Annotated in this window: 20 protein-coding genes and 1 riboswitch; of the genes, 8 read left to right on the top strand and 12 right to left on the bottom strand. The window is 55.7% G+C overall.

Features of this window, described 5'->3' with window-relative positions; all coding sequences use genetic code 11:
* Positions 1–5: 5 nt before the first annotated feature.
* Entirely contained in the window at positions 6–506 is a 501-nt protein-coding gene (locus ALIPUT_RS07030; protein ID WP_004329131.1) for a threonine/serine exporter family protein, read from the bottom strand.
* Entirely contained in the window at positions 503–1,270 is a 768-nt protein-coding gene (locus ALIPUT_RS07025; protein WP_004329130.1) for a threonine/serine exporter family protein, read from the bottom strand. The genes ALIPUT_RS07030 and ALIPUT_RS07025 overlap by 4 nt, the downstream gene beginning before the upstream one ends.
* A gap of 94 nt (positions 1,271–1,364) precedes the next feature.
* Positions 1,365–1,560, top strand: a riboswitch (cobalamin riboswitch).
* A gap of 231 nt (positions 1,561–1,791) precedes the next feature.
* Here ALIPUT_RS07025 and ALIPUT_RS07020 point away from each other — a divergent pair.
* The 3 genes from ALIPUT_RS07020 (at position 1,792) to ALIPUT_RS07005 (ending at position 3,735) form a co-directional block, all read left to right on the top strand.
* Positions 1,792–2,157 (top strand): hypothetical protein, encoded by a 366-nt coding sequence (locus ALIPUT_RS07020; protein WP_004329128.1) that lies wholly within the window; start codon positions 1,792–1,794, stop codon positions 2,155–2,157.
* Between the two features lie 262 nt (positions 2,158–2,419).
* Positions 2,420–2,941, top strand: coding sequence for a cob(I)yrinic acid a,c-diamide adenosyltransferase (gene cobO / locus ALIPUT_RS07010; RefSeq protein WP_004329126.1), 522 nt, complete (start codon positions 2,420–2,422; stop codon positions 2,939–2,941).
* Between the two features lie 167 nt (positions 2,942–3,108).
* Positions 3,109–3,735 (top strand): DUF975 family protein, encoded by a 627-nt coding sequence (locus ALIPUT_RS07005; protein WP_004329124.1) that lies wholly within the window; start codon positions 3,109–3,111, stop codon positions 3,733–3,735.
* 283 nt (positions 3,736–4,018) lie between these two features.
* Here ALIPUT_RS07005 and ALIPUT_RS07000 read toward each other — a convergent pair whose 3' ends face one another.
* The 7 genes from ALIPUT_RS07000 to ALIPUT_RS06970 all read right to left on the bottom strand — a co-directional run bounded on the left by ALIPUT_RS07000 (position 4,019) and on the right by ALIPUT_RS06970 (position 11,110).
* Entirely contained in the window at positions 4,019–4,570 is a 552-nt protein-coding gene (locus tag ALIPUT_RS07000) for an outer membrane beta-barrel protein (RefSeq protein ID WP_004329123.1), read from the bottom strand.
* 196 nt (positions 4,571–4,766) lie between these two features.
* Positions 4,767–6,500: an acyl-CoA dehydrogenase family protein gene (locus ALIPUT_RS06995; protein ID WP_004329122.1), complete on the bottom strand. Its 1,734-nt coding sequence runs from the start codon at positions 6,498–6,500 to the stop codon at positions 4,767–4,769.
* Complete coding sequence (locus ALIPUT_RS06990; protein ID WP_004329121.1) at positions 6,500–7,519, bottom strand: electron transfer flavoprotein subunit alpha/FixB family protein; 1,020 nt, start codon at positions 7,517–7,519, stop codon at positions 6,500–6,502. Before ALIPUT_RS06990 ends, ALIPUT_RS06995 begins: the two co-directional genes overlap by 1 nt.
* 18 nt (positions 7,520–7,537) lie before the next feature.
* Complete coding sequence (locus ALIPUT_RS06985) at positions 7,538–8,416, bottom strand: electron transfer flavoprotein subunit beta/FixA family protein (protein ID WP_004329120.1); 879 nt, start codon at positions 8,414–8,416, stop codon at positions 7,538–7,540.
* A gap of 41 nt (positions 8,417–8,457) precedes the next feature.
* A complete protein-coding gene (locus ALIPUT_RS06980) occupies positions 8,458–9,723 on the bottom strand; it encodes an adenylosuccinate synthase (protein ID WP_004329119.1) in 1,266 nt (421 codons plus the stop codon).
* A 167-nt stretch (positions 9,724–9,890) separates the two neighbouring features.
* The gene (locus ALIPUT_RS06975; RefSeq protein WP_004329118.1) at positions 9,891–10,535 is read right to left on the bottom strand and encodes a leucine-rich repeat domain-containing protein; all 645 of its coding nucleotides are present in this window, start codon (positions 10,533–10,535) and stop codon (positions 9,891–9,893) included.
* Positions 10,536–10,786: 251 nt separating this feature from the next.
* On the bottom strand, positions 10,787–11,110 hold the full coding sequence (locus ALIPUT_RS06970; protein WP_040293671.1) for a hypothetical protein: 324 nt from the start codon (positions 11,108–11,110) through the stop codon (positions 10,787–10,789).
* Between the two features lie 350 nt (positions 11,111–11,460).
* Here ALIPUT_RS06970 and ligA point away from each other — a divergent pair, with 350 nt between their 5' ends.
* The 4 genes from ligA (at position 11,461) to ALIPUT_RS06950 (ending at position 17,021) form a co-directional block, all read left to right on the top strand.
* Complete coding sequence (ligA, locus tag ALIPUT_RS06965; RefSeq protein WP_022460937.1) at positions 11,461–13,569, top strand: NAD-dependent DNA ligase LigA; 2,109 nt, start codon at positions 11,461–11,463, stop codon at positions 13,567–13,569.
* A gap of 298 nt (positions 13,570–13,867) precedes the next feature.
* On the top strand, positions 13,868–14,758 hold the full coding sequence (gene dapA / locus ALIPUT_RS06960) for a 4-hydroxy-tetrahydrodipicolinate synthase (protein WP_022460938.1): 891 nt from the start codon (positions 13,868–13,870) through the stop codon (positions 14,756–14,758).
* Between the two features lie 79 nt (positions 14,759–14,837).
* Complete coding sequence (locus ALIPUT_RS06955) at positions 14,838–15,575, top strand: DUF4919 domain-containing protein (protein ID WP_004327478.1); 738 nt, start codon at positions 14,838–14,840, stop codon at positions 15,573–15,575.
* Positions 15,576–15,752: 177 nt separating this feature from the next.
* Entirely contained in the window at positions 15,753–17,021 is a 1,269-nt protein-coding gene (locus ALIPUT_RS06950; RefSeq protein WP_004329111.1) for a clostripain-related cysteine peptidase, read from the top strand.
* A gap of 98 nt (positions 17,022–17,119) precedes the next feature.
* Here the strand turns inward: ALIPUT_RS06950 and ALIPUT_RS06945 are convergent, their stop codons facing one another.
* On the bottom strand, positions 17,120–18,475 hold the full coding sequence (locus tag ALIPUT_RS06945; RefSeq protein ID WP_004329110.1) for a pseudouridine synthase: 1,356 nt from the start codon (positions 18,473–18,475) through the stop codon (positions 17,120–17,122).
* Positions 18,476–18,819: 344 nt separating this feature from the next.
* Between ALIPUT_RS06945 and ALIPUT_RS06940 the strand changes: the two genes are divergently transcribed.
* Positions 18,820–20,136 (top strand): MATE family efflux transporter, encoded by a 1,317-nt coding sequence (locus ALIPUT_RS06940; protein WP_004329108.1) that lies wholly within the window; start codon positions 18,820–18,822, stop codon positions 20,134–20,136.
* A 286-nt stretch (positions 20,137–20,422) separates the two neighbouring features.
* Here ALIPUT_RS06940 and ALIPUT_RS06935 read toward each other — a convergent pair whose 3' ends face one another.
* Together ALIPUT_RS06935 and gyrA are read right to left on the bottom strand one after the other, a co-directional pair.
* Positions 20,423–21,754: a tetratricopeptide repeat protein gene (locus ALIPUT_RS06935; protein WP_004329107.1), complete on the bottom strand. Its 1,332-nt coding sequence runs from the start codon at positions 21,752–21,754 to the stop codon at positions 20,423–20,425.
* A gap of 35 nt (positions 21,755–21,789) precedes the next feature.
* Positions 21,790–24,336, bottom strand: coding sequence for a DNA gyrase subunit A (gene gyrA, locus ALIPUT_RS06930; protein ID WP_040293560.1), 2,547 nt, complete (start codon positions 24,334–24,336; stop codon positions 21,790–21,792).
* Positions 24,337–24,342: the final 6 nt, after the last annotated feature.

Here is a 24,342-nt window from a genome sequence, read left to right as displayed (position 1 = left end):
AGAGTTTATTCACGGCTCCGTCTGCGCCGTGTGAGCGAGAAAGCCCGGCGGTTGAAGATGAATATCGGCAGCGTGGCGCCCGCAGCCAACAGGATAATCACGCTGAACGACACGGTGGCATTCAGAAAAAACTGCTGCATATATTCCAGGCCCTGCCCGGGATCGTTGAGCGATTGCAGAAACATGATGAGGGCAAAGACCGTCTTGTAGGCATAGATACCCGGGACCATCGGCAGCAGGGCCGGAATGTAAAGCACGGTCATCGGACAACGAATACCCCGTCCCAGCCAAAGGCTGCCGAAACCGATGACGACGGCAGCACAGAGCGAAGCCGTAGCGATGTCGATCCCCGCATAACTCATCAGGCAGAAACGCAAGGCGTGTCCGACGGCCGCCAGCAGGGCGATGTAGGGAAATGCCCGCACCGGAGGATCGGAAATCGCCCCGAATCCGATAGCGGCCACGGCCGCGAACACCCCGTCGAACAGAATATCCACTGCAATCATAGCAAACTGTTTTTAACGATCATCAACGTCGCCGAAAGACCTACGGCAATGCAGACGATCAGCAGCAGGGCGTTGATCAGACGGCTGCAACCGATCAGGATATGCCCTTCGACGATGTCGATCACCCCGTTGATGAGCGGAACGCCCGGAACAAGAAAGAGCGGGCTGGTGGCTATCGCCACCTCGGCCGTACAGTCGAAGCCCAATGCCGACGAGGCGCAGAGCGAAGCCAGAAAGGCGGAAAGGATAAAAACCAGGAAGTGATTCACGGCATGCGCCTGCATCCGCTGCCGAGCGGAAAAACCGACGAGCGTCGAGGTGAAGACGATGCCCACGGCCGTCCAGTCCCCGCCGAACAGACGACAAAAGGAGGCATTCGCCAGGCCGACCGTCAGCAGGACGAAAATCGGGTCCATACGCGGCTTGGCGATCAACTCTCCGTAACGGTCGCGCAGGTCGGTCAGCGACAGGTGTTCATCGACGGCATCCCAACTCAAAGCGCTCAGATCCGAATTCCGTTCGAAGCTGATCGGCAGCGCAGGGATCTTTACCACACGGGTAACGACTTCGCCGCTCCGTTCGTCGTGTACGGTGATGATTATGCTTTTCTGAAAACTCGACAACTGAATATCCACTCCCTGCGAGGTTCCGATGCGCTGTGCGTTGCGGATCACACGCGAAGTGTGCACTCCCGATCCTAACAGATAGGAAGCGTATTCCGCAACGAAATCGAGAATGTCGGTGAGTTCCTGTTTTGTTTTCATGACGGCACAAAAGTAGTGTATTCCCGCCAAATCGGAAACAACCGGCGAAAAGAAAAATTCCCGGAAAGAGTTTTTGTTTCCTGAAAAATACCGTTATATTTGCGGCAGATTTGGTTTCCGGCTCCTTATGCAAGGAGAGGAATGAAAAGGGAATCGGGTGTGAATCCCGGACAGTCCCGCTGCTGTGAAGCTCCGCGACGTTTCGAACATCTCTGCCACTGGTCCGCACGGACCGGGAAGGCTTCGGAACAGGAGTGAGTCAGAAGACCTGCCAGATCGATTCGATGTCAAAGGCGCTCGTGGGTTAGGCGTTTGATTTCGGTTGTGTTTCGCTTGATAAATTTTAGGAAAACCGTCCCGACACAGGGATCGTTGTACCGTTCCGGTACAAGAGATTTCCTCGTCTGCCACAGCGGTATTTCCAGTAATGAACGACAAACGAAAGTGCGGCGATAACCATTGTTACTGCCATAACATTCAAGAGATTAGGATGTCGCCGCACTTTTTTTTAACCGATAACGATGAATATCATACTCTATGGAATACCGGCCGATACAGCCGAGCTGATTGCCGGACGTTACGACCTGGAACTCATTCATTCGATCGAAGAAATCGGAACCTGCGGAGCGTTGCTCCCCGTCCCGAAAATAACCGCACCCCGGCAGTTGCTGGCTCTTTACAACGCCTTGATGCGTCACGAGGATGCGATCGATGCAGTCATCATCTGCGGGTCCGAAACCTGCGGTGCGGCCGGCACGATATGCTACGGGGCTCCTCCGGGAAAAATCTTCACACTCTGCGGCGATCCGGGAGGCGAAGAGCTGGAAGCGGAGTTATTCCGGCTGCTCGATGCCATCTTCACGCAAGCCAACCGGATCAACCTCTGAAACGACGTATTCCCGAAAAAACGAAAGGGATTCTATTTTCAAATTTTTTCCGGCACGAATTTGCTCCGACCTTTTCCGCCTTTGCAAAAAATCCGCTGGAAAGAATTTCCACAACCGGCTGTCACCTCGCAACCGGCCTTGCTCATGAGAGCAAATATACCCCGCTTCGATTCGGATTTATATCGTCTTTCCGGACAGCGGTCGCCCTCGGTTCCGCCCAAATTTATTTGGCTCTGCCACAAACCTGCACTATCTTTGCCGCATGGACTCAACGAAAGGATATATTCACGTCTATACCGGAAACGGCAAAGGCAAGACGACGGCCGCGTTCGGACTGGCCGTGCGAGCTTTGTGCGCCGGCAAAAGCGTTTACATCGGACAGTTCGTCAAGTCGATGCGATACAACGAAACGAAAATCGGGCAACTCTTCGACCAAGTGAAGATCGAACAGTTGGGTCGGGGATGTTTTATCGGCAAGGATCCCGAAGCGATCGATATCCGGATGGCACGCGACGGTCTGACCCGCTGCGCCGCCCTGCTGGAGAGCGGCGAATACGACGTAGTCATCCTCGACGAACTGACCATCGCCCTGCATTTCGGACTGCTGACGATCGACGCCGTACTGGATGCCCTGAACCGCCGCCATCCGGCGGTAGAAGTCGTCGTCACGGGACGTTATGCCCCGCAGGAACTTATCGACGCGGCCGACCTGGTGACCGAAATGCGGGAAATCAAACATTACTACACGCAGGGCGTCCTTTCCCGCGACGGGATAGACCGCTGACAGGCCAAAAGCGATCGTCATCACCCGACTACACGGGCGCGAATAACAGCAAGGGTACGCTGCCGAAAAAACGCTTTTTTTCATTCCGAAGTAACATTTCTGCCCGAAAACTTGCACGGGGGGGGGGATTTTGTACTTTTGCAAAAGAAACCATAAAAACCTCCACTATGCAAACAAATTCCCAAATCAGACAATCGTCCCTCGCAGCAATGAAGGGGAACTGGGGATCGGCGATCCTGCTCTACGTCGTATCTTGCGTACTCTATGTCCCTTACGGCATCCTCAACAGAGGAGGAGCCATTGCAGGTCTTGCGGTCCTGCTCCTGATCTTCGTCTATCTGCCCATCAACTTCGGGCTTCTGCGAACATTCCTCGCATTCGCCCGCGACAAGCGCCCCCTGACCATCGAAGGACTGTTCTGCGCATTCAACAATACCTATTACTGGAAAGCCATCGGAACGGGCCTGTTATCTGGAATCTACACGTTCCTTTGGACGTTGCTGCTCATCGTCCCCGGCATCATCAAGGGACTGTCGTATGCAATGGCGCTGTACATCGTATCCGACAATCCGGAAATCGGCTGCGACGAGGCGATCGAACGCAGTATGGCAATGATGCGCGGACACAAGATGCGATTATTTCTCATGCAGCTCGGCATGATCGGCTGGTCGCTTCTCAGCCTGCTCACGCTCGGTATCGCTATGCTGTGGATAGTCCCCTATTACCAAACTGTCTTCGCGAATTTTTACCTTGAAATCAAGGCCGAATACGAAGCGGCCGGGAATGCGGCTTAAAGAACAGCCAATCGCCCCCGCGATCGGCACTGAAAAAACAGGACCTCGAAGCAATGCAATTTCGAGATCCTGTTTTTTTCGTTCTTTCCGAAGATTCTGGCAAATCGAAACGTCAGCCACATCTTCCTCTCCCTCTCGTTCGAATACGATCGCTCTTTCGCAGGCAAATCGCCGGCATCGCATGCCAGGCGCAAAATCCTTGCGAAAGCGACACAGCACCTCTCCTTCTCGAACCGACCGGACAGCCGGTCCGTGGCGATGTCCCCTACACTGGACCGATCCGTTAAAAGCGGAAGCGAAGACCGGCAACAAGCGATCCCATCGTACCGATCCCCGCTTCGGCATAGGCCGCGACCTTGCCCCCGATTTCGACACCGATCGGTGAAACCTGAAAAGCCCACTGCCGGGCCGATTCGCTCTGCCCCTCGCCCGAAGATTCGGTGAAAGTCAGGCCCACACCGATGCGGGAATAGAGCGACAGGATGCGCAGGTTGAGCCAGCGCATCTTCAGGTGCGGCATGATCGAATAATAGTCGGTCGAGATTTTCTTACCGGCCAACCGCTGATTGTTACCCGAATAGACGAAAGTAGCGCCCACACCCAACCCGCCGACGATACGGAAGGTGTAATTGACCGACACACCGCCCCAGCTGTCCATCGACGCATCCTTCATATCGAGCACGTCGAGCAACTTATCGCTGTAAGCGTCGATCCAGTCGGTCACGGGAGCGACTCCGTACCCCACCGAAATTTCACCGCGCCCCAACTGGGCATGAGCCAGACCGGGCAGGCCGAGCAACACAACGGCCGCCATCAGAAGCACTTTTTTCAACATAACTGTCACTGTCAGGATTATAGGATAATACAAAAATAATTTTTAATAAATAACCCGCCCTTTCGTCACGGTACAAAATTCCCGCCAAAATCAATGAGAAGGGAAGCGGTCGTTCGCTTCCCTTCTCAACATATATCGAATTCGAAAGTTTCGCCGGTACAACGCACCGCTTCCCTTTCAAAACATCCGACGGCAATTAACCGATCGTCTCCTCCTGTCCGACCTTTTTGAACAGATCGACATCCTCGACATCCGAATGCATCAGGTAATTGTAGGCTTCGGCGACTTTGCTTTCTGCCAGTTTACAATAGATCCGCGCGGAATCGATGTATTCGGCCGATTCTCCGGCCTGACGAGCCAACAGGTAAGTAATGATGATATGACCGGCAGTTTCCACCAGACGGCGGGCATGGAAATCCTTGTAACCGCTGCGCTCCTTCTCGAGAGTTTCGACACGGGCGACCATCTCCTCGAACCTCACGCGCAAGTCGGTCAGTTTGCTCTTCACGGCGCACATTTCGGGGGCATAGTCCGCAGCCTCGTAGGTCTTGATCTGCTCCAGGAACGTACCTTTGGTCACGGCATTGATCGCCGCAACGACCTGCAACTGCGAAGTACCCTCGTAGATATTCATGATACGGGCATCACGGTAGAGGCGTTCGCAGGGATAGTCCTTCATGAAGCCCGAACCGCCGTGAATCTGTACCGCATCGTAAGCGAGCTGGTTGGCATACTCCGAAGCGAAGAGCTTTACCAGCGGCGTGAAACCGTCGGCCAGACGATTGTAGAACTTCATCTCCTGGCGCTCCTCCGGTTCGAGCGAACGCTCCTGCGCGATGTGGCCGTACTGCTTGTAAATCTCGACGAAACGGGTCGTTTCATAGAGCAGCGCACGGGCCCCCTGCAACTTTGCCTTCATATTGGAGAGCATCTCCGCAACGGCGGCGAACTGAATGATCGGCTTGCCGAACTGGGCACGCTCCTGCGCATACTTGAGCGCCTCGCGGTAAGCGGCCTCGCAAAGGCCTACCGACTGTGCGCCGATACCCAGACGGGCAGCGTTCATGAGCGACATCACGTATTTGATCAGACCCATCTTACGGTCGCCGACCAGACGGGCCGGAGCGTTGGTGAAGACCAGCTCGCAGGTGGGCGAACCCTTGATACCGAGTTTGTTCTCGATACGGCGCACCTTGACGCCGCCGTCACGCTTGTCGTGCACGAGCATCGAAAGACCGCGTGCGTCCGAAGTTCCCTCTTCGGTGCGGGCCAGCACCAGCGAAATATGACCGTCGCCGTTGGTGATGAAGCGCTTCACGCCGTTCAGCAGCCAACGGCCGCTCTTCTCGTCGTAAGTGGCCTTGAGCATCACGGCACCCAAGTCCGAACCTGCATCCGGCTCGGTAAGGTCCATCGCGCAGGTCTCGCCCGCAGAAACACGGGGCAGGAACATCCGCTTAAGCTCTTCCGAAGCGAATTCATTGAGCGTTTCGGCACAGTCCTGCAAACCCCAGATATTCTCGAAACCGGCATCGCCGCGTGCCACCATTTCGTTGGCGACGACGAAGCAGACCAGCGGGAAATTCAGGCCGTCGTACTCGTAAGGCAGGGTCATGCCGCTCAAGCCGGCCTTGGTAATGGCGTCGATGTTGCGGGCCGTACCCTCGGCGTAAACGACATGGTCGTTCTCGACTCTGGGACCTTCGTGATCGACGCCCTCGGCATTGGGGGCGATCACCTCGCCGCACACTTCGCCGGCGATCTCCAGCACGCGGCGGTAGTTGTCCATCGCGTCCTCAAAATTCTGCGGAGCAAGCTCGTGGTGGTCTTTCAGCGTATAGTTACGCTCTTTCAGCGCCACGATCTTGCGCATCAGCGGATGCTGAAGGTGGAACTGCAAATCCTTATTATCTAAAAAGAAATTAGCCATTACTTCGAGTTTTGTTTGTAATACTTAATCATTTTCGGGATCACCTCGTTCAGGTCGCCCGTGATCGCAAAGTCGGCGATCTTGTTGATCGGCGCATCGGGATCGGTGTTGATCGAGATGATCATCGACGACTGGTCCATACCGGCCGTATGCTGGATCTGGCCCGAAATACCGCACGCGATGTAGAGTTTGGGACGGATCGTAACGCCCGTCTGACCGATCTGGCGGGCATGCTCCGTGAAACCTGCGTCCACCGCAGCACGGCTCGCGCCGACTTCGCCGCCCAGCACCTCAGCCAGTTCGTAAATCAGCTTGAAATTCTCCTTCGAGCCTACGCCGTAACCGCCGGCAACCACCACGCTCGCGCCTTTGATATTGATCTTGCGTTCTTCGATCTGGCGGTCGAGGATCTTGACCACCAGGTCGCTCTCTTTCAGGAACTTCTTCCAGTCGATCGGCTTCACCTCGCCGGCACCCGGTTTGGCTGCGTACTCCTTGCGCATCACGCCCTCGCGGACGGTCGCCATCTGGGGACGGTGGTCGGGGTTCACGATCGTCGCAATGATGTTGCCGCCGAAGGCCGGGCGAATCTGGTACAACAGATTCTCATACTCCGTACCGGTTTTCGCGTCCTTATGGTCGCCGATCACCAGTTGCGTACAGTCGGCCGTCAGACCACTGAACAGCGCCGACGATACGCGCGGAGCGAAATCGCGGCCGATGGAAGTCGCACCGAAAAGGGCGATCTGGGGCTTCTCCTGCTCGATCAGACCGCACATCACAGCCGTATGGGGCAACGTGCGGAACGGAGCGAACTCCTTGTCGTCGGCCGTCCACACGGTATCGGCGCCGTATTTGGCCAACTCCTGAGCGATGTCGCCCAGATTATGACCCAGTACGACGGCTTCGAGCTTCACGCCGAGCGTCGTGGCCAGCTCACGGCCTTTGGTCAGCAACTCCAGACTCACGTCCGCAGGTACCCCGTTTTCGAGTTCTATATATACAAATACATTATTCATATCTCGTTTCCTCCCTGATTAACCGAGCGTGTGGCTCGCGATAAGTTCAACCATCAATTCCTCGATCTGCTTGTCGTCGGCAGTCAGTTTCTTGGCTTCCTTGGCCTGGAACACCACATTCTCGATCTTCTTCACCTTCGTCGGGGAACCGGTCAGGCCCAACTGGTTATCGTCCGGATCGACATCGGCGGCACTCCACTCGAAAATCTGCAGGTAGGGCTTCGACGCGGCCATCTTGGCAGCTTCCGACGTCGGTTCCGCAGCGATCTCGGAGGCCGTCATGGCATTCTTGAACTTCATCACGCGGCGGGCGTTCTTCGGGCGGCACTCGGCAGCCGAAGCATTTACGGTCACCACGGCGGGAATCGGACATTCGACCACTTCGGTTCCGTGCTCCAGGCGACGTTTGATGACCAGCGACTTATCTTTGATCTCGAGAATCTCCTCGGCATAGGTCACCTGCGGCAAACCGAGCTTTTCGGCCACCTGCGGACCTACCTGGGCCGTATCGCCGTCGATGGCCTGGCGGCCTGCGACGATCACGTCGGGCTGAATCTTGCGCAGCGCACACGAAAGAGCGTATGAAGTAGCCAGCGTATCCGAGCCGGCGAATTTACGGTCGGTCAGCAGATAACCTCCGTCGGCCCCCCGGAAAATGGCGTCGCGGATGATGTCGGCGGCACGCGGAGGACCCATGGTCAGGATATGTACCGTACTGCCTTCCGTTTCGTCCTTGAGAAACAGGGCAGCCTCGAGTGCATTCAAATCTTCGGGATTGAAGATTGCAGGCAGCGCAGCGCGGTTGACCGTCCCTTCGGGGGTCATGGCATCCTTACCCACGTTGCGGGTATCGGGAACCTGCTTTGCCAGGACAACAATTTTCAACTGTTTTTTCATTTGTACTATTTTAAATGAATAAATTTTACTCGTATCTGTATTTACCGCACGATCGTTTCATCGCGGTCGGGGCCTACCGAAATAATCCGCACGGGCACGCCCGTTTCCCACTCGATGAACTCCACATAAGCCTTGAATTCGGCCGGGAAATCCTCGTAGCGGCGGAATTTGCGAAGATCGCATTTCCACCCCTTGAACTCTTTATAAACAGGCACGATCGGAGCATCTACTGCATAAGGGAAACGGTCCGTACGCTCACCGCCGATCTCGTAGGCCGTAGCCACACGGATCGTGTCGAAATCGTTCATCACGTCGCTCTTCATCATAATCAACTGCGTCACCCCGTCGATCATAATGGCGTACTTGAGCGCCACCATATCCAGCCAACCGCAGCGGCGTTCGCGCCCCGTAACGGCTCCGTATTCATGGCCCAGATCCCGCAGACGGGCGCCCGTTTCATCGAACAGCTCGGTCGGGAACGGCCCAGCCCCCACGCGGGTACAATAAGCCTTGAAGATACCGAACACCTCGCCGATACGCGAAGGAGCGATGCCGAGACCCGTGCAGGCACCGGCACAAACCGTATTGGAGGAGGTGACGAAAGGATAGGAGCCGAAATCGATGTCCAGCAGCGTACCCTGGGCCCCTTCGGCCAGGACGGGCTGCCCTTCGGCGAGCAGCCGGTTGATTTCGTATTCACTGTCGATCAACCGGAACTCCTTGAGATACTCGACCGCATCGAACCACTGGCGCTCGAGTTCCGCGATATCGTAAACATATCCCAGACTGCGGAGCGTCGCCTCGTGACGGGCTTTCACCCGGTCGTAAACGGCCCGGAATTCAGGACCCAGCACGTCGCCGACACGCATACCCGTACGGCTTACCTTGTCCGTATAGGTCGGGCCGATCCCCTTGCCGGTCGTACCGATACGGGCGCTGCCTTTGGCCGCCTCCTGCGCGGCGTCGAGCATCCGGTGAGTCGGCAGGATCAGGTGGGCCTTCTTGGAAATTTGCAAACGCCCCTTCAGGTCGTGGCCGCTCTTGGCCAGCGCCGTAGCCTCCTCGCGGAAAAGAATCGGGTCGAGGACCACCCCGTTGCCGATGATGTTGGTTTTACCGCCCTGAAATATGCCCGAAGGAATCGAGCGCAGGACGTACTTTTCGCCGTTGAATTCCAGCGTATGGCCCGCATTGGGACCGCCTTGAAAACGCGCAACCGCCTGATAACGGGGAGTCAGCACATCGACAACCTTGCCTTTGCCCTCATCGCCCCACTGCAGGCCGAGTATGACGTCAACTTTATTCATGATCTTTTTGAAAAATTTAATCGCAAAAAAACGATTTTGCCTTCAAAGGTACTAATTTTTCGTTAAAAACCCCTTCGGGGCTGTCGAAATCTCAAAATTCCGACACAAAAAACAAGTGTCCCCTTCGAAGACACTTGCTTATGGTTTAACCGTCAGAATATTCCGAGCTACAAATCCTCCACTTTCGTACCGCCGTCCACGTTCAGGTTCAGGATACGCTGTCCCGCCCGTTTGTAGAGCACCGAAAGGCTCTCGTTAGGGACCGTATCGACACGGATCATGTCCGTAGCACAATGGCTGATGTCGAGCGATGCGAAGCGGTTGCCGCCACACCAGAGATTCTCCAAAGCCGCATTGGTAGCCAAATTGATATAAGTCAGGTCGTTATTGCTGCAATCGAGCCGGTTTAGAAAGCGCAATCCTTTGATGTCAAGACTGATAAGCGCATTTCCGCTGCAATTCAGCTGCTCCATGAAAATACATTTGCGCACGTCGAGCGCGACGATCTCGTTGCCACTGCAATCGAGCTTGCGCAGAGCCGTGAATTCCTCAATCCCCGCCAGCGTCTTGACCCCGAGCGACGAACAGTCCATATCCCAGACCCGCTGGGCCTCATAACGGGAAATACGACCGTCGCCGTTCAGATCCCAATGCTCCAAACAGTATGCTTCGAAGGCCGGATCCGCAAACCGAAGATAAACGTACCGGTTATCTTCATCGCGCGAATCCTCTCCCAGCCCGCAGGAGTGCAGCGGCAGGAAGAGAGTCGCAAGCAGAACTCCAAAACCTATTTTTCGGATGAAAGGATTCATTTTCAGCGATCGTTTTCCATATCGGGTCGTCCGGAAACATTCGGCTCGGCCGGAGGAGCGGAAAGATCGACCTTTCCGCCGTCTTTCGCACCCGCCAGGGTGGAACCGCGCTCGTCAGAACCGAATGTCATCCAGGCTCCGAACACACCGGACCTCGAATAAATTCGGTCCGCCCCACCTTTCGAAAAATGTCCGAATATCCCCGATAATAATATTATTGATGAATGGGAAAACAATTTCCGTTCCGAAAACTACATGTCGTCCCGGTCCTCGTCGTCGCCCGAATTGTCGTCGTCCTGCAAATCGTCGGCGCCTTTGATATCGTCGTCGTAATAGTCCTTATCTTCGTCATCGTCCGCACGGTCGTCGATCTTCACGTCAATCTTCACCAGATAATTGATCTCGTCCGTTTCGAAAGGCACAGCGTAAAAAAACTCTCCGTTAGGTTTGTCGATGCGCATCATCGCCTCGGAGAATCCGAGGGGATATTTTTGCTTTATTGCCTCCTGAAGTTCCGAAGGCAGATTACGGAAGCTGGCGACAAGGCGTTTTTTCGGTGTTGTAGAGTTTGCCATATTTCGATGTTCGTTTTCAATAGTCGTTTCGTTCGGCAGAGCGGGTTCCTCCGCTCCGTTCCCACTTGTCGAAAATGCGGAATTTTCTTTGTCATATCCAAGCCCGGCAGGATTCCGTACCTGCCGTCGCCGGTCGATCGTGTGGAGTTTCATCCGTCGTTTTCCTGCGTCCGGCGAAGCCCGAAAAAGGGCGTCGCCGTCTCCGCGAACCGGAAACGTCTGAAAATTTTGTGCAAGTATAAACAAAATTTGGCGATCGGAATCAAGGTCGAATTTTTTTTTGCATTTTTTTTATTTTTTGCGGTCTTTCCGCACAAATTATGTACTTTTACGTACGGAATAACAAAGGTATGATACGCGAAAAAATAGAAGAATTACGTCGCACACTCGACTACCACAACCATAAATACTACGTCGAAAACAGTCCGGAAATATCCGATCGGGAATTCGACGTCCTGATGCGCGAACTGCAGGAGCTGGAGGCGGCACATCCGGAATACGCCGACCCGAACTCCCCGACGGCCCGCGTCGGCAGCGATCTCACAACCGAATTCCAAAGCGTCGAACATCGCTTTCCGATGCTTTCGCTGGGCAATACCTATTCGCTCGACGAGCTGCACGAATTCATCGGACGCATCGAGAAAGAGCTCGGACAGACGGAGTTCGTCTGCGAGCTCAAATTCGACGGCACGGCCATCTCGCTCACCTACGAACACGGAGCTTTGCTCCGTGCCGTGACGCGGGGCGACGGCACACGGGGCGATGACGTAACGGCCAATATCCGCACGATTCGCACCATTCCGCTGCACCTGCAAGGGGGCGACTACCCCGATTTCTTCGAAATACGGGGCGAAGTGCTGATGCCCTATGCCTCGTTCGACCGCCTCAACCGCGAACGCGAGGAGAACGGCGAACCGCTGCTGGCCAATCCGCGCAATGCCGCAGCGGGCACGCTCAAGCAGCAATCCTCGGCCGTAGTCGCCCAGCGGGGGCTGGACTGCACGCTCTACCAACTGGCTGGCGACGACCTGCCCTGCACGACCCATTGGGAGTGTATGCGGAAAGCCAGCGAATGGGGATTCAACGTATCGGACAAGATGCGGATCTGCCGCAGCCAGGCGGAGATCGACGACTACATCGCCTTCTGGGACGAAGAGCGCAGGAAACTGCCGTTCGCTACGGACGGCGTGGTCATCAAGGTCAATAGTTACACCCTGCGGCGCGAGCTGGGCTTCACGGCCAAGGCGCCCCGATGGGCCGTGGCTTTCAAGTTCAAGGCCGAACAAGCGCTCACGCGGCTCGAAAGCGTCGATTTCCAAGTGGGACGCACCGGAGCCATCACCCCCGTCGCCAACCTCGATCCGGTGCAGTTGGCCGGAACGACCGTCAAGCGGGCCACGCTGCACAACGCCGAACAGATCGCCCTGCTGGACATTCGCGTAGGCGATATGGTATATGTCGAAAAAGGCGGCGAGATCATCCCCAAGATCACGGGCGTCGATCTTGCGGCCCGTCCGGCGGACAGCCGTCCCTTCCAGTACATCACCCGCTGTCCGGAATGCGGCACTCCGCTGGTGAAATACGAGGGCGAAAGCAAGCACTACTGTCCCAATCAGAGCCACTGCCGGCCTCAGATACTGGGCCGCATCATCCACTTTATCCGCCGCAAGGCGATGGACATCGAGGGATTGGGCGAAGAGACCGTCGAACTGCTCTTCGAAAACGGACTGCTGCACGACATCGCCGACCTGTACGACCTGCGGGCCGAACAGCTCGCCTGTCTGCCCCGGCTGGGCGAAAAATCAGCCGAGAACATCATCCGGAGCATCCGGGGCTCGGTCGAGGTTCCTTTTCAGCGGGTATTGTTCGCCCTGGGCATCCGATTCGTCGGGGAAACCACGGCCAAATACCTGGCGGCACACTTCCGCACGTTGGATGCCGTGATGCACGCCACGCGCGAAGAGTTGATCGAAGCCGACGAGGTGGGCGGCAAGATCGCCGATGCCATCATCGACTACTTCGCCGACGCGGAGAACCTGCGGATCATCGAGCGGCTGCGCAAAGCGGGGCTGCAAACCGAAGCCGCGCACAAAGCCCTCGAATCGGAAAGTCTGGCGGGCAAAAATTTCGTCATCACGGGCAGATTCTCCGGTCACAGCCGCGACGAACTGAAGGAACTGATCGAAGCGCACGGCGGTAAAAACCTCGCGGCGGTATCGGCCAACGTCGATTTTTTGGTCGCAGGAGAAAAGATCGGACCGGCGAAACTCCAAAAGGCGACCAAACTGGGCGTACGTCTCATCTCCGAAGAGGAACTGCTGGCGATGATCGCTTCCGGCGGAACGCTGCCCGTGACAGAGAACGCTTCGGACGGGAACACGTCTGCGGCACCCCCGTCGGCTCAGGAAACGACCGACAAAACCGACGGCGGCAACACGGAACAGGGGTCGCTGTTTTAGGCGGGAAACGGCACTCCCCGGGCCGAGAAAACGCACAATATTATTTCGGGCGCATGCCCTGACACCGAAAATAATGATGTAAAAAATCAGAATAATACGAACGAACTCCTTTCTCGCTCCTACGCTCGCCAGGCTCCGGCCGGGCAGTTTCCGACTCCTTCCGAAAAGGAAATTCAAAGGAAACGGGATGCAAATACGCAGACAGCGGCCACGAACGGCCGCGAACGGATTCGAAAAACAGGACGAAGCCTCGGAAGCGTTCAAGGATATAATTATCAAATATAACATTATCAACGATATGACACGACACAAACTCAGCGGCGCCGGCGCAGCCATCCCCACCCCTTTCACACCCGACGGACGGGTGGATTATCCGGCTTTGGCCCGCACGATCGACTACATCATCGACGGCGGTGTGGATTTCATCGTCGCACTCGGCACGACGGCAGAAACCCCGACCCTCTACCTGCACGAACGGGCCGTGGTCGCCATGTTCATCAAAAACCACATCGCAGGGCGCGTGCCGCTGGTGATCGGCGTAGGCGGCAACTCGACCTCGGAAGTGCTCGACCAGTTGCGCGAATTCGACCTGCGGGGGGCGGATGCGATCCTGAGCGTCACACCCTACTACAACAAACCGTCGCAGGAGGGGTTGTACCAGCACTTCAAAACCGTATCGGAACATTCGCCCCTGCCGATCATTCTCTACAACGTTCCCGGCCGTACGGGGGTCAATATGACCGCAGCGACCACGATCCGCATTGCGGGCGACTTCCCGAATGTCATCGGCATCAAGGAGGCTTCGGGCAAGATCGACCAGATTCAGGAGATACTCGACTGGCGGAGCAGGGATTTTCTGGTGCTCTCGGGAGATGACGCCCTGACGCTCGACCTGATGAGCCGGGGCGCCGACGGCGTGATCTCGGTAGCGGTCAATGCCTTCCCGCGCAAGATGATGACTTGCATCGACCTGGCAAAGAAGGGCGACTTCGAAGGAGCACACAAGGCTTACGAATGTCTGGAGGAGGCCGTGACCGCCCTCTTCGCCGAAGGCAACCCGACGGGCGTGAAATGCGCCATGTCGGTACTGGGACTCATCGGCAACACGCTGCGGCTGCCCCTCGTTCCCGGAACCCCGCAGCTCGAAGCCCGCTTCAAAGAACTGATCGCCAAATACGATTTGAATTGATCGCACGTTTATATAACAATGCGGCACGAAACGGGTTCCGCACCGTATTCGCACACTGAACCGCCGCACACAAAAGGCTATGAGAAAATTGCTTGTCCTGCTGCTGTTTCTGCCTCTGATGGCAACGGCCAAAATACCTGTCGAAGAGGATATTATCCGGCAGACGCTGGATTCCGAATCCCCCTACTACTACCCGAACCTGATGCTGCGGTATCAGTCGGGCGACGACTCGATGACCGAGGAGGACTACCACTACCTCTACTACGGATATGCCTATCAGGACGCCTACAAGCCTTTGAATGCCAATTCGGACATGGACAAAGCCATACTGATCGCCCAAACGGTCGATTTCGAGAATCCGACGCACGAAAGCCTCGAGAAACTGATCGCAGCGGTGAACGATGCCTTGGTGCAGGATCCGTTCAGCCCCAAACTGCTGAACCTGCTGGCATTCGCTTACGGAGCGCTCGGCGACTCGAAGAACGAACAGATCAACTACAACCGGATGAACTCCATCCTGGCGACGATCGAGGATTCCGGCAACGGCCTCAAGGAAGGGAGCGCCTGGCATATCCTGATGTTCGGACATGCTCTCGATCTGCTGGCCGCACACGACCGTCACTACGGCAAAGCACGCGTCGTCAGCCGCTCGGTGGAATACGTCCCCCTGCTCGAGCCGGTACGGACCGAAGAGGGGCGGATCAAGGGATATTACTTCGATTACAGCCGCATCTACCGGAACAAACCCGACGACTACGTATTCAAACGGCCCCGAACCTGGCAATTCAACAACCTGCGTCCGAGAGAATACAAATAACGAAAACCGCTCTTGAAGCCCCGGCATAATTCAACGGCCTAATTTATTATAAAAGTATAAGATGAAAACAACTCTTTTCTCCGAATCATCCTGCAAAGGCACCCTCCTCTCTACGCGGGGGGGGGAGTATTTCTAACCTTCACAAAACGGGCACGAAACACCCCGAACGAGATCCAAATGAAAAAATTACATCATATAGTGCTTGTCCTTGCACTCGCAGCGACCCTTTTCACGGGCTGCAACAAGGACGAAGGGGTCACTCCCCGCCCGCCGGTCCCCGAAACGGCGGACCAGACCATTATGTTCTATCTGACAGGAACCAACCTGGGGTCTTACTTCAGGAAAAATGTCGATGACGCGATGAACGCCATCGACCGGAACATACTCCACAACAGTCGCGTACTGGTTTTCATCCAGCCTCAAAGAGGCCTTTCGATGGTATTGGAACTCTACTATACGCCCCGCAACGACGATTACGTACCCGGAGCACAGTTCTCGTACGAACACTGCAAGGTCGATACCCTGCGCCGCTGGGCGGACGCCGACTTCAACTCGATGGACAGAGGTACGATCACCGAAGTTATCTCCTACATGGCCGAACAGGCTCCGGCACGTCGATACGGTCTGATCCTCGGCGGACACGGGCTGGGTTGGGTCCCGGACGGTACGTCGGTCAATGCCATCCGGTTCTCCGCATTCCAGGATTTCTGGAGCCCGATGCCGAATGCCCTGCCGACCCGCTGGATGGGCGATTCCGGCAAGCGGGCTGAAATTCCGCAACTGGCAGCGGCCTTCGGCAACACGGGGCTGCATTTCGACTACCTTCTCTTCGACGCCTGCTTCATGTCTTCGATCGAGGCATTGTACGATCTTCGCGGTTGTGCCGATCGCATCATCGCTTCACCGTGTGAAGTGATGGCCGCCGGTTTCAACTACACCGATATTCTGCCGCACCTGCTCGCCGATGCAGGCACAAGTTACGACCTGCCGGGTGTCTGCAGCGAATACTATGACTATTACATGAACCGCGCGACCACGAAATCAGGCTGCATCGCCCTGACGGTCACCGGCGAACTGGAGCCGCTGGCGGCTATCGTCAAGGAGATCGAAACGAAGTATCCGGGGAAAACGTACGACCGGGCATCGCTGCAAACCTACGAAGGGCTCGACGAGCATGTATTCTACGACTTGCAGGGATACATCGAGGCGATCTGCGACGAAAAGGATCCGCTGCTCGATAAGTTCAGAGCACAAATGGGAAAGGCCTTCCCGACGGAAAGCCGGCTGCATACGCCTTCGTTCTACTCGGTATATGGATTGGGCGACGCTCCGAACGGGATGCATACGATCGAAGACGGAAAATATTCCGGCGTAACGACCAGCGCCCCGTGCGAACGATTCGCCCCGGAATGGGCACAGACCTCCTGGTACCGGGCGACCCACTGATCCGACGGATCAGAACGGAAATCCTCGATGGAACATCCGACAAGAAAGCCGAAATCTTTGGATTTCGGCTTTCTTTATACATCGCTTGGGCGTCACTCCTATTCATACTGCCCCGACTTGAGGCGCTGCACCTCCTCGCGGGTCAGGAAGCGCCACTGTCCCCGCTTGAGATTTTTCTTCGAAAGCCCGGCGTAGTAAACACGGTCAAGTTTCTTGACCGCATAACCCAGATGCTCGAAAATACGGCGCACGATGCGGTTGCGGCCCGAATGGATCTCGATCCCCACCTCCGTCTTGTCCTCCTTGACATAGGCGATCTCATCGGCATAGATCTCGCCGTCCTCCAGCGTAATGCCTTGAGCGATCTGCTCCATATCCGCTTTGGTGAGGGGCTTGTCCAACGACACCTGGTAAATCTTCTTCTTCTGGAACGAAGGGTGCGTGAGTTGGCGGGTCAGATCGCCGTCGTTGGTGAAAAGTAACAGCCCGACACTATTCTTATCGAGGCGTCCCACAGGATAGATACGCTCCGTACAGGCGTCCTTCACCAACTCCATGACCGTCTTGTCGGCGTGGGGATCGTCGAGCGAAGTCACGTAACCCTTGGGCTTGTTGAGCACCAGATAGACCTTCTTCTCGCCCTCGACACGGCTGTCGTTGAATTTCACCTCGTCCGTAGGCTGGACTTTCGTTCCCAGCGTCGTCACGACCACCCCATTGACGGTCACCAGCCCCGCCTGGATGAAATCGTCCGCTTCGCGGCGCGAACAGATCCCCGACTGGGCGATGAAACGGTTCAGGCGTATCTCGCCCGTTGGTTTGTTGGGATTGTATCTGGGATAACTTCGGAACTTATCGTCCCGGCGGCCGAACGAGCGGTCGCCGCCCCGGAACCCACCGGATTTCCGATCGTCGGAACGGCGTTCACCGTAAGGCTTATCGAATGTCTTGTAACCGTCCTGTTTGCGGTCGTCGTACCGACGTTCGCCGTAAGGTTTGTCCGAACGGCTATAACCGCCGGATTTCCGATCGCCGAATGACCGGTCGCGCCCCTCCTTCTGCTCACCGTAAGGTTTGCCGAACTTCTTGAAACCGCCCGGTTTGTTATCCTCGTACGGGCGGGAAGCGTACCCGTCTTTCCGCTCCGAAAAACGAGGCTTGAACTCCCGATCTGCAGCATCGTTCCTACGTCGGTCGTCCGAACCGAACGACCGGTTCCCGAAACGACGGGAATCGTCACGGTGCGCACGGTCTTCCCGCACGGGACGGTTGTCGCTCGTAAAATTAGGGTTGTAAGATGCGCGCGGACGGCTGTCCGAAGAGTGCTCCGAATCGGCGGCATCACGCTGCAAACGCGGGCGACGCTCGATACGCTCCGCAGAGGAAATACGCGCCCGCTTATCGCGCCCGAAGCGGGCCAACGTCGTATCCGAGTCGTTTTTGAAATCTTTCATAATCGATTCTGTGAGTTTTGCGAATTTAATAAGTCGTATTCCCGGAAATCGCAATCGTCGATGGAACCCGCAAAACTCACGCTACGGCGTTTTACGACGCCAGGTCCCAAATCGGCAATTTCACTCGATTTCCCCTGCATAACAGGGAAAACCCCGGCATTCCGCACCGGCCGAAAATACCGGTGCAGGCAGCAAAGGTAATCGAATTTTCGGGATAACGGCACCGACAGCCGCTATTTTCCGGAAAAAGAGGATTATCCCTGCGGAAATCCGATCGAAATACCGTGCCAAAATATTTCCCCTTACCCGTAAAAGCCGTATATTTGCGCATCAAAACCCAGGACATGAACCGAGAAATCCTCCGATTAGCCGTTCCGAACATCATCTCCAACATCACGGTCCCCCTTATGGGTATCGTGAGTTCCGCCGTCGCAGGACACCTGGACAACTCCGCAGCGACGATCGGGGCACTCGCCATCGGCGTATCCATCTTCAACTTCATCTACTGGAACTGCAGCTTCGTGCGCATGGGTACCAGCGGACTCACGGCGCAGGCTTTCGGTGCAGGAAATTTCCACGAATGCACCAACATGCTCGTCCGGGGCATCCTGGTCGCAGCGATCCTCGGCCTGCTGGTTATTTGCTTCCAAAACCCTCTGGGGCGACTGGCACTATGGGCCATGAACGGCAACGAAATCGTACACGACTATTTCTACGCCCGCATCTGGGCGGTACCCGCCGGTATCATGCTCTTCGGATTCAACGGCTGGTACACAGGCATGCAGAATGCCGTGATCCCGATGTGTATCGCCGTCACGGTGAATATCGTACACGTTTCCACGAGCCTGTGGCTCGTATTCGGACACGGCATGGGCATCACGGGCATCGCCTATGGCTCGGTCGTGGCCCAAAATACGGGGGTCCTGCTGGCGGTCCTGCTGCTTATCCTGCGATACCGCAAAATTCTCACACGGTTTACGTGGCGTGAAGTGGTGGACTGGGAACCGGTGCGGAAATTTTTCCTCATCAACCGCGACATCATCGTCCGTACGCTCTGTATCGTAGCCGTATATACCTTCTTCACGGCGGCATCGGCCCGTATGGAGGACCCGATCCTGCTGACGGTCAATACGCTTCTGCTCCAGATATTCACCCTTTTCTCCTACATGAACGACGGCTTCGCCTATGCCGCCGAAGCCCTCACGGGACGCTTCATCGGAGCCCGGGACGAACAATCGCTGCGTCGCTGCCTGGGACGTTGTCTGGGCTGGGGCACACTGATCTCGGTGCTGTTCGTCGGCATATACCTCATCTGGTGGCGCGACCTGTTAGGCATTTTCATCAAGGCCGGAACTCCGGACGCAGCACAGGTCGTTTCGACGGCGGGTAATTACATCGTCTGGATCATCCTCATCCCGCTGGCCAGCGCCATGCCCTTCATCATGGACGGTATCATGGTGGGTGCGACCGAAACCAAAGTGATGCGCAATTCGATGCTGCTCTCGACCGTCGCCTATTTCGGTATCTTCTACTCGCTCTATCCCGTCATCGGAAACAACGCCCTTTGGCTGGCCTTCACGCTCTATATGTTCCTGCGCGGCACGCTGCAACTCCTGATGACCCGGCGCCTGCGGCTCATCTATCGAAAAGCTGCGGCATAAATTTCCCGACGTATCTTCGCCCTGCAAAGGACGGCCCTTCCTCTCCGCCGATCCAAATAACCGGGGTTCTTCGTCCGGCAGATCCCTTCCTCTTCAACTACTGCATACACCGTACTGCAATAAATTTTTCAACAGTAACGAAAAGATTATACGGAACTTTCCTCTTCGCACCGCTGCCGCCATTTCGGTACAGGGAACAAACGTGTCTGTAAACAAAGTGATCGGTTGAAAAACAAAAAGCCCGGAGCGTCTTGCTCCGGGCTTTATTTGGAAACCAACGTTCGAATTACATCTGTTTGTAAAGCTCGTTGTATTTCTCGTATTTCTCCATCATGCCGGGTTCGTCGCGCAGACGATAGCAAAGAGTCTTGAGCAGCTGTACGGGATCGGGATTTTGCGGCATAATCTCATGGGCAACTTCCAGATAGGGAACAGCCTGCGAATAGATCGAAAGAATCTCCTTCTGGTCGGCTTCATACTCGCCCGCATTGGTATATTCTTTCTCATTGGCCTCCTGATTCAGTGCATCGGCCTTCATAATGATGTAGTAACCCGTAAAGAACTGCGCTTCATAAGACTGAGGATTCAGTTCGATCGCCTTCTCCAGGGAGGCAATCGCCTCATCGTAATCCTCCAACGAAACGAAGATCTGGGCACGGCTGAACCACAGTTCGATGTTCTGGGGATCACCGGCAATCGCATCGTCGAGCATCGTAACCAGTTCCGACGAATCGCCCAATCCCTCTTCCATCGAATACAACATAATCAAACTCTTGAGAATATCCTGATTCTTCGGGAATTTAGTAATACCGGTCATCAGGGCGTCTTTGGCTTTCAGGACATTGGCACGGTCCGCCTCACGCTGGCCATAATAATTATGGAACAGGTAGTAATAGATCATACCGTTGTCATCCGTATATCCCATTTCAAGCGCCTTATTCAACAATTCCACGCCGCGAGCATATTCAGCAGCGTCCTTCTCGCCGGCAGCAGCGGCCAGATAGCCCGCATAGTAAAGGCGCGAAGCGTCGGGAGTACCGCAAGCCGGACTCATCTCCGCGCGGAAAGCGGTTTCGAAAGCCTCCGAACCGAGTTTGTATTCACCGATATTATTGCAAGCATCGCCCAATTGCGAACAGTAGTTGCTGATCGCCATAAGCTGCTCCTTGACTTTCGGACCCTGCTTGGAATCGAGTTCGTAAGCCTTGTTCAAAGCAGCGATCGCCTTATCGATAGCACCTTCCTTTACAGGTTCTATCTCCTTCCAGCCGATGACCTGTCCATTGGAAACATAAACGGTCAAATAATCGTAATTCTGTGCGGCCACCGACATCCCGTTGATCGTCACTTCGTCGATCGACTTCGGGCTGCCGAATGTCATATCCAGCTGCAGGCCGAGTTCTCCGACATAGAGGTCTTTGGTAGGAGCGAGTATGGCCTCGACATAGCTCTTACCCAAATTGAGCCAGGTAGCGGCTTTCGCTCCCTTCTTCGCATCGGCACTCGCCGTTTCGTTCTTTTCGATCTTCTGCAACAAGGCCTCCTTGTTGATTTTCTGTGCCTGGGCAGCAGTTCCCAACAAGGCAACGGCGGCCAGGGCCAAAATAAGTTTTTTCATAATGAACGGGGTTTTTAATTTATAGGTATTATCTTCTATTGTTCTTTACTAACGTTCTCTTCGGACTCGGATTCCGGAGCGCCCGCCCCATCGAGGACCGCCGGCTCCTCCTCTTCGTTGGCGGGAACGGCAATTACCGAAGCGATGGCATCTCCCTCACGCAGGTTGATGATACGCACGCCCTGCGTAGCACGTCCCGCCACACGGATCTGATCTACCGCCGTACGGATCGTCAGCCCCGAACGGTTAATAATCATCAGGTCGTTCTCGTCGGTCACAGCCTGGATCGAAATCAGCTTGCCGGTTTTTTCCGTAATGTTGATCGTCTTCACACCCTTGCCGCCGCGGTTGGTAATGCGGTATTCGTCCAGATCGGTACGCTTGCCGTAACCGTTCTCGCTGAGTACCAGCACGTCCTGCGAGCTATTGGGTTCGATGCAGATCATGCCGACCACCTCGTCGCCTTCGTCGAGCGAAATACCGCGCACACCGGCCCCGACACGTCCGATCGGACGCACCGTGTTCTCGTTGAAGCGGATCGCCTTGCCTTCCCGGGCCGCGATCATTACCTCGGCGCTGCCGCTGGTGAGTTTGGCCTCGATCAACTGGTCGCCCTCGCGGATCACGATGGCATTGACGCCGTTCTGACGGGGACGCGAGTACGCTTCCAGTTTGGTCTTCTTGATCGTGCCGTCCTTGGTACACATGATGATATAGTTGTTGTTCACGTATTCCGCATCGTCCAGACGCTTCACGTTGATATAGGCACGCACCTTGTCGTCCGGCTCGATCTGGATGACGTTCTGAATCGCCCGTCCTTTCGAGGAGCGCGTCCCTTCGGGAATCTCGTAAACCTTGAGCCAATAGCAACGGCCTTTCTCCGTGAAGAAGAGCATCGTATTGTGCATCGTGGCCATATAGATATGCTCGATGAAATCCTCGTCGCGCGTCGCGCTGCCCTTGGCGCCGACGCCGCCCCGGTTCTGGGTACGGTATTCGGCCAGCGGCGTACGTTTGATATAGCCCAGGTGCGAAATGGTGATGACCATCTCGTCGTCGGCGTAGAAATCCTCCGGGTTGAACTCTTCGGAAGCGTAAACGATCTCCGAGCGCCGTTCGTCGCCGTATTTGGCCTTCACCTCCAACAATTCGTCCTTAACGATCTTCATCTGCAATTCGCGGCTGCCCAGCACATCGTTGAAATAAGCGATCTGCGCCTCCAGCTCGTTGCGCTCGGCAACCAGCTTGTCGTGTTCGAGTCCCGTCAGAGCGCGTAGACGCATCTCGATAATGGCCGAAGCCTGTGCGTCGCTCAAGCTGAAGCGCTCCATCATGGCCTGCTTGGCCAAGTCGGGGTTCTTGGCTGCCCGGATGATGTGGATGATCTCGTCGATGTTGTCCTGCGCGATGAGCAGACCCAACACGATATGCAGCCTCTTCTCGGCCTTGGCCAAATCGAAGCGCGTGCGCCGCACGATCACGTCGTGGCGGTGCTCGACGAAATGCTGCACCAGATCCAGCAGATTGAGCATCATCGGACGACCGTTCACCAGCGCGATGTTGTTCACCGCGAACGAGGTTTGCAGCGGCGTATTCTTATACAGCGTATTGAGCACCACGCTCGCCACGGCATCGTGTTTCAGGATGACGATGATACGCATGCCGTTCCGGTCGGACTCGTCGTTGATATAGGAAATGCCCTCGATCTTCTTTTCGTTGATAAGGTCGGCGATCTTCTTGATCATCTCCGCCTTGTTGACCATATAGGGAATTTCGGTGATGACGATGCACTCGCGGCCGCTGGCCGTATGCTCGATCTCCGTGCGGGCACGCATGACCACACGGCCCCGGCCTGTCAGCAACGCTTCCCGAACCCCTTCGTAGCCGTAAATAATTCCTCCGGTCGGGAAATCGGGGCCCTTGACGTACTTGAGCAGTTCCTCACATGCTATCTCCGGATTGTCCACGAAAGCACAGCAGGCATCGATCACCTCGCCCAGATTGTGCGGCGCCATATTGGTCGCCATACCGACGGCGATACCGCTCGCGCCGTTCACCAGCAACAAGGGGATCTTCGTCGGAAGCACCGTAGGTTCGGGGATCGTATCGTCGAAGTTGAGCGTCCAATCGATCGTATCCTTGTCGATATCGGCCATCACCTCATCGGTGATCTTCTGCATGCGGGCCTCGGTATAACGCATCGCCGCAGGCGAATCGCCGTCCATCGAACCGAAGTTACCCTGACCGTCCACCAGCGGGTAGCGCATCGACCAATCCTGGGCCATACGCACCATCGCTTCATAGACCGAACTGTCGCCGTGCGGGTGGAACTTACCCAGCACGTCGCCGACGATACGGGCGGATTTACGCGTGGGTTTGTCGGAGTAGAGGTTCAGTTCCGCACTCATATCGTAAAGAATACGACGGTGTACGGGCTTCAAACCGTCCCGCACGTCCGGCAGCGCACGCGATACGATAACGGACATCGAATAGTCGATGTAAGCGGACTTCATCTGCTCTTCGATATTGATGGGAATGATTTTTCCCTCCAATCCGGCATTCTTTTCTTCTTCTGTCAGCATGTTATT

This window comes from Alistipes putredinis DSM 17216 (assembly GCF_000154465.1).
GTDB classification, from domain to species: Bacteria; Bacteroidota; Bacteroidia; order Bacteroidales; family Rikenellaceae; genus Alistipes; species Alistipes putredinis.
Note: the sequence above shows the minus strand (reverse complement) of the source record. Positions and strands in the feature narration are given on the sequence as shown.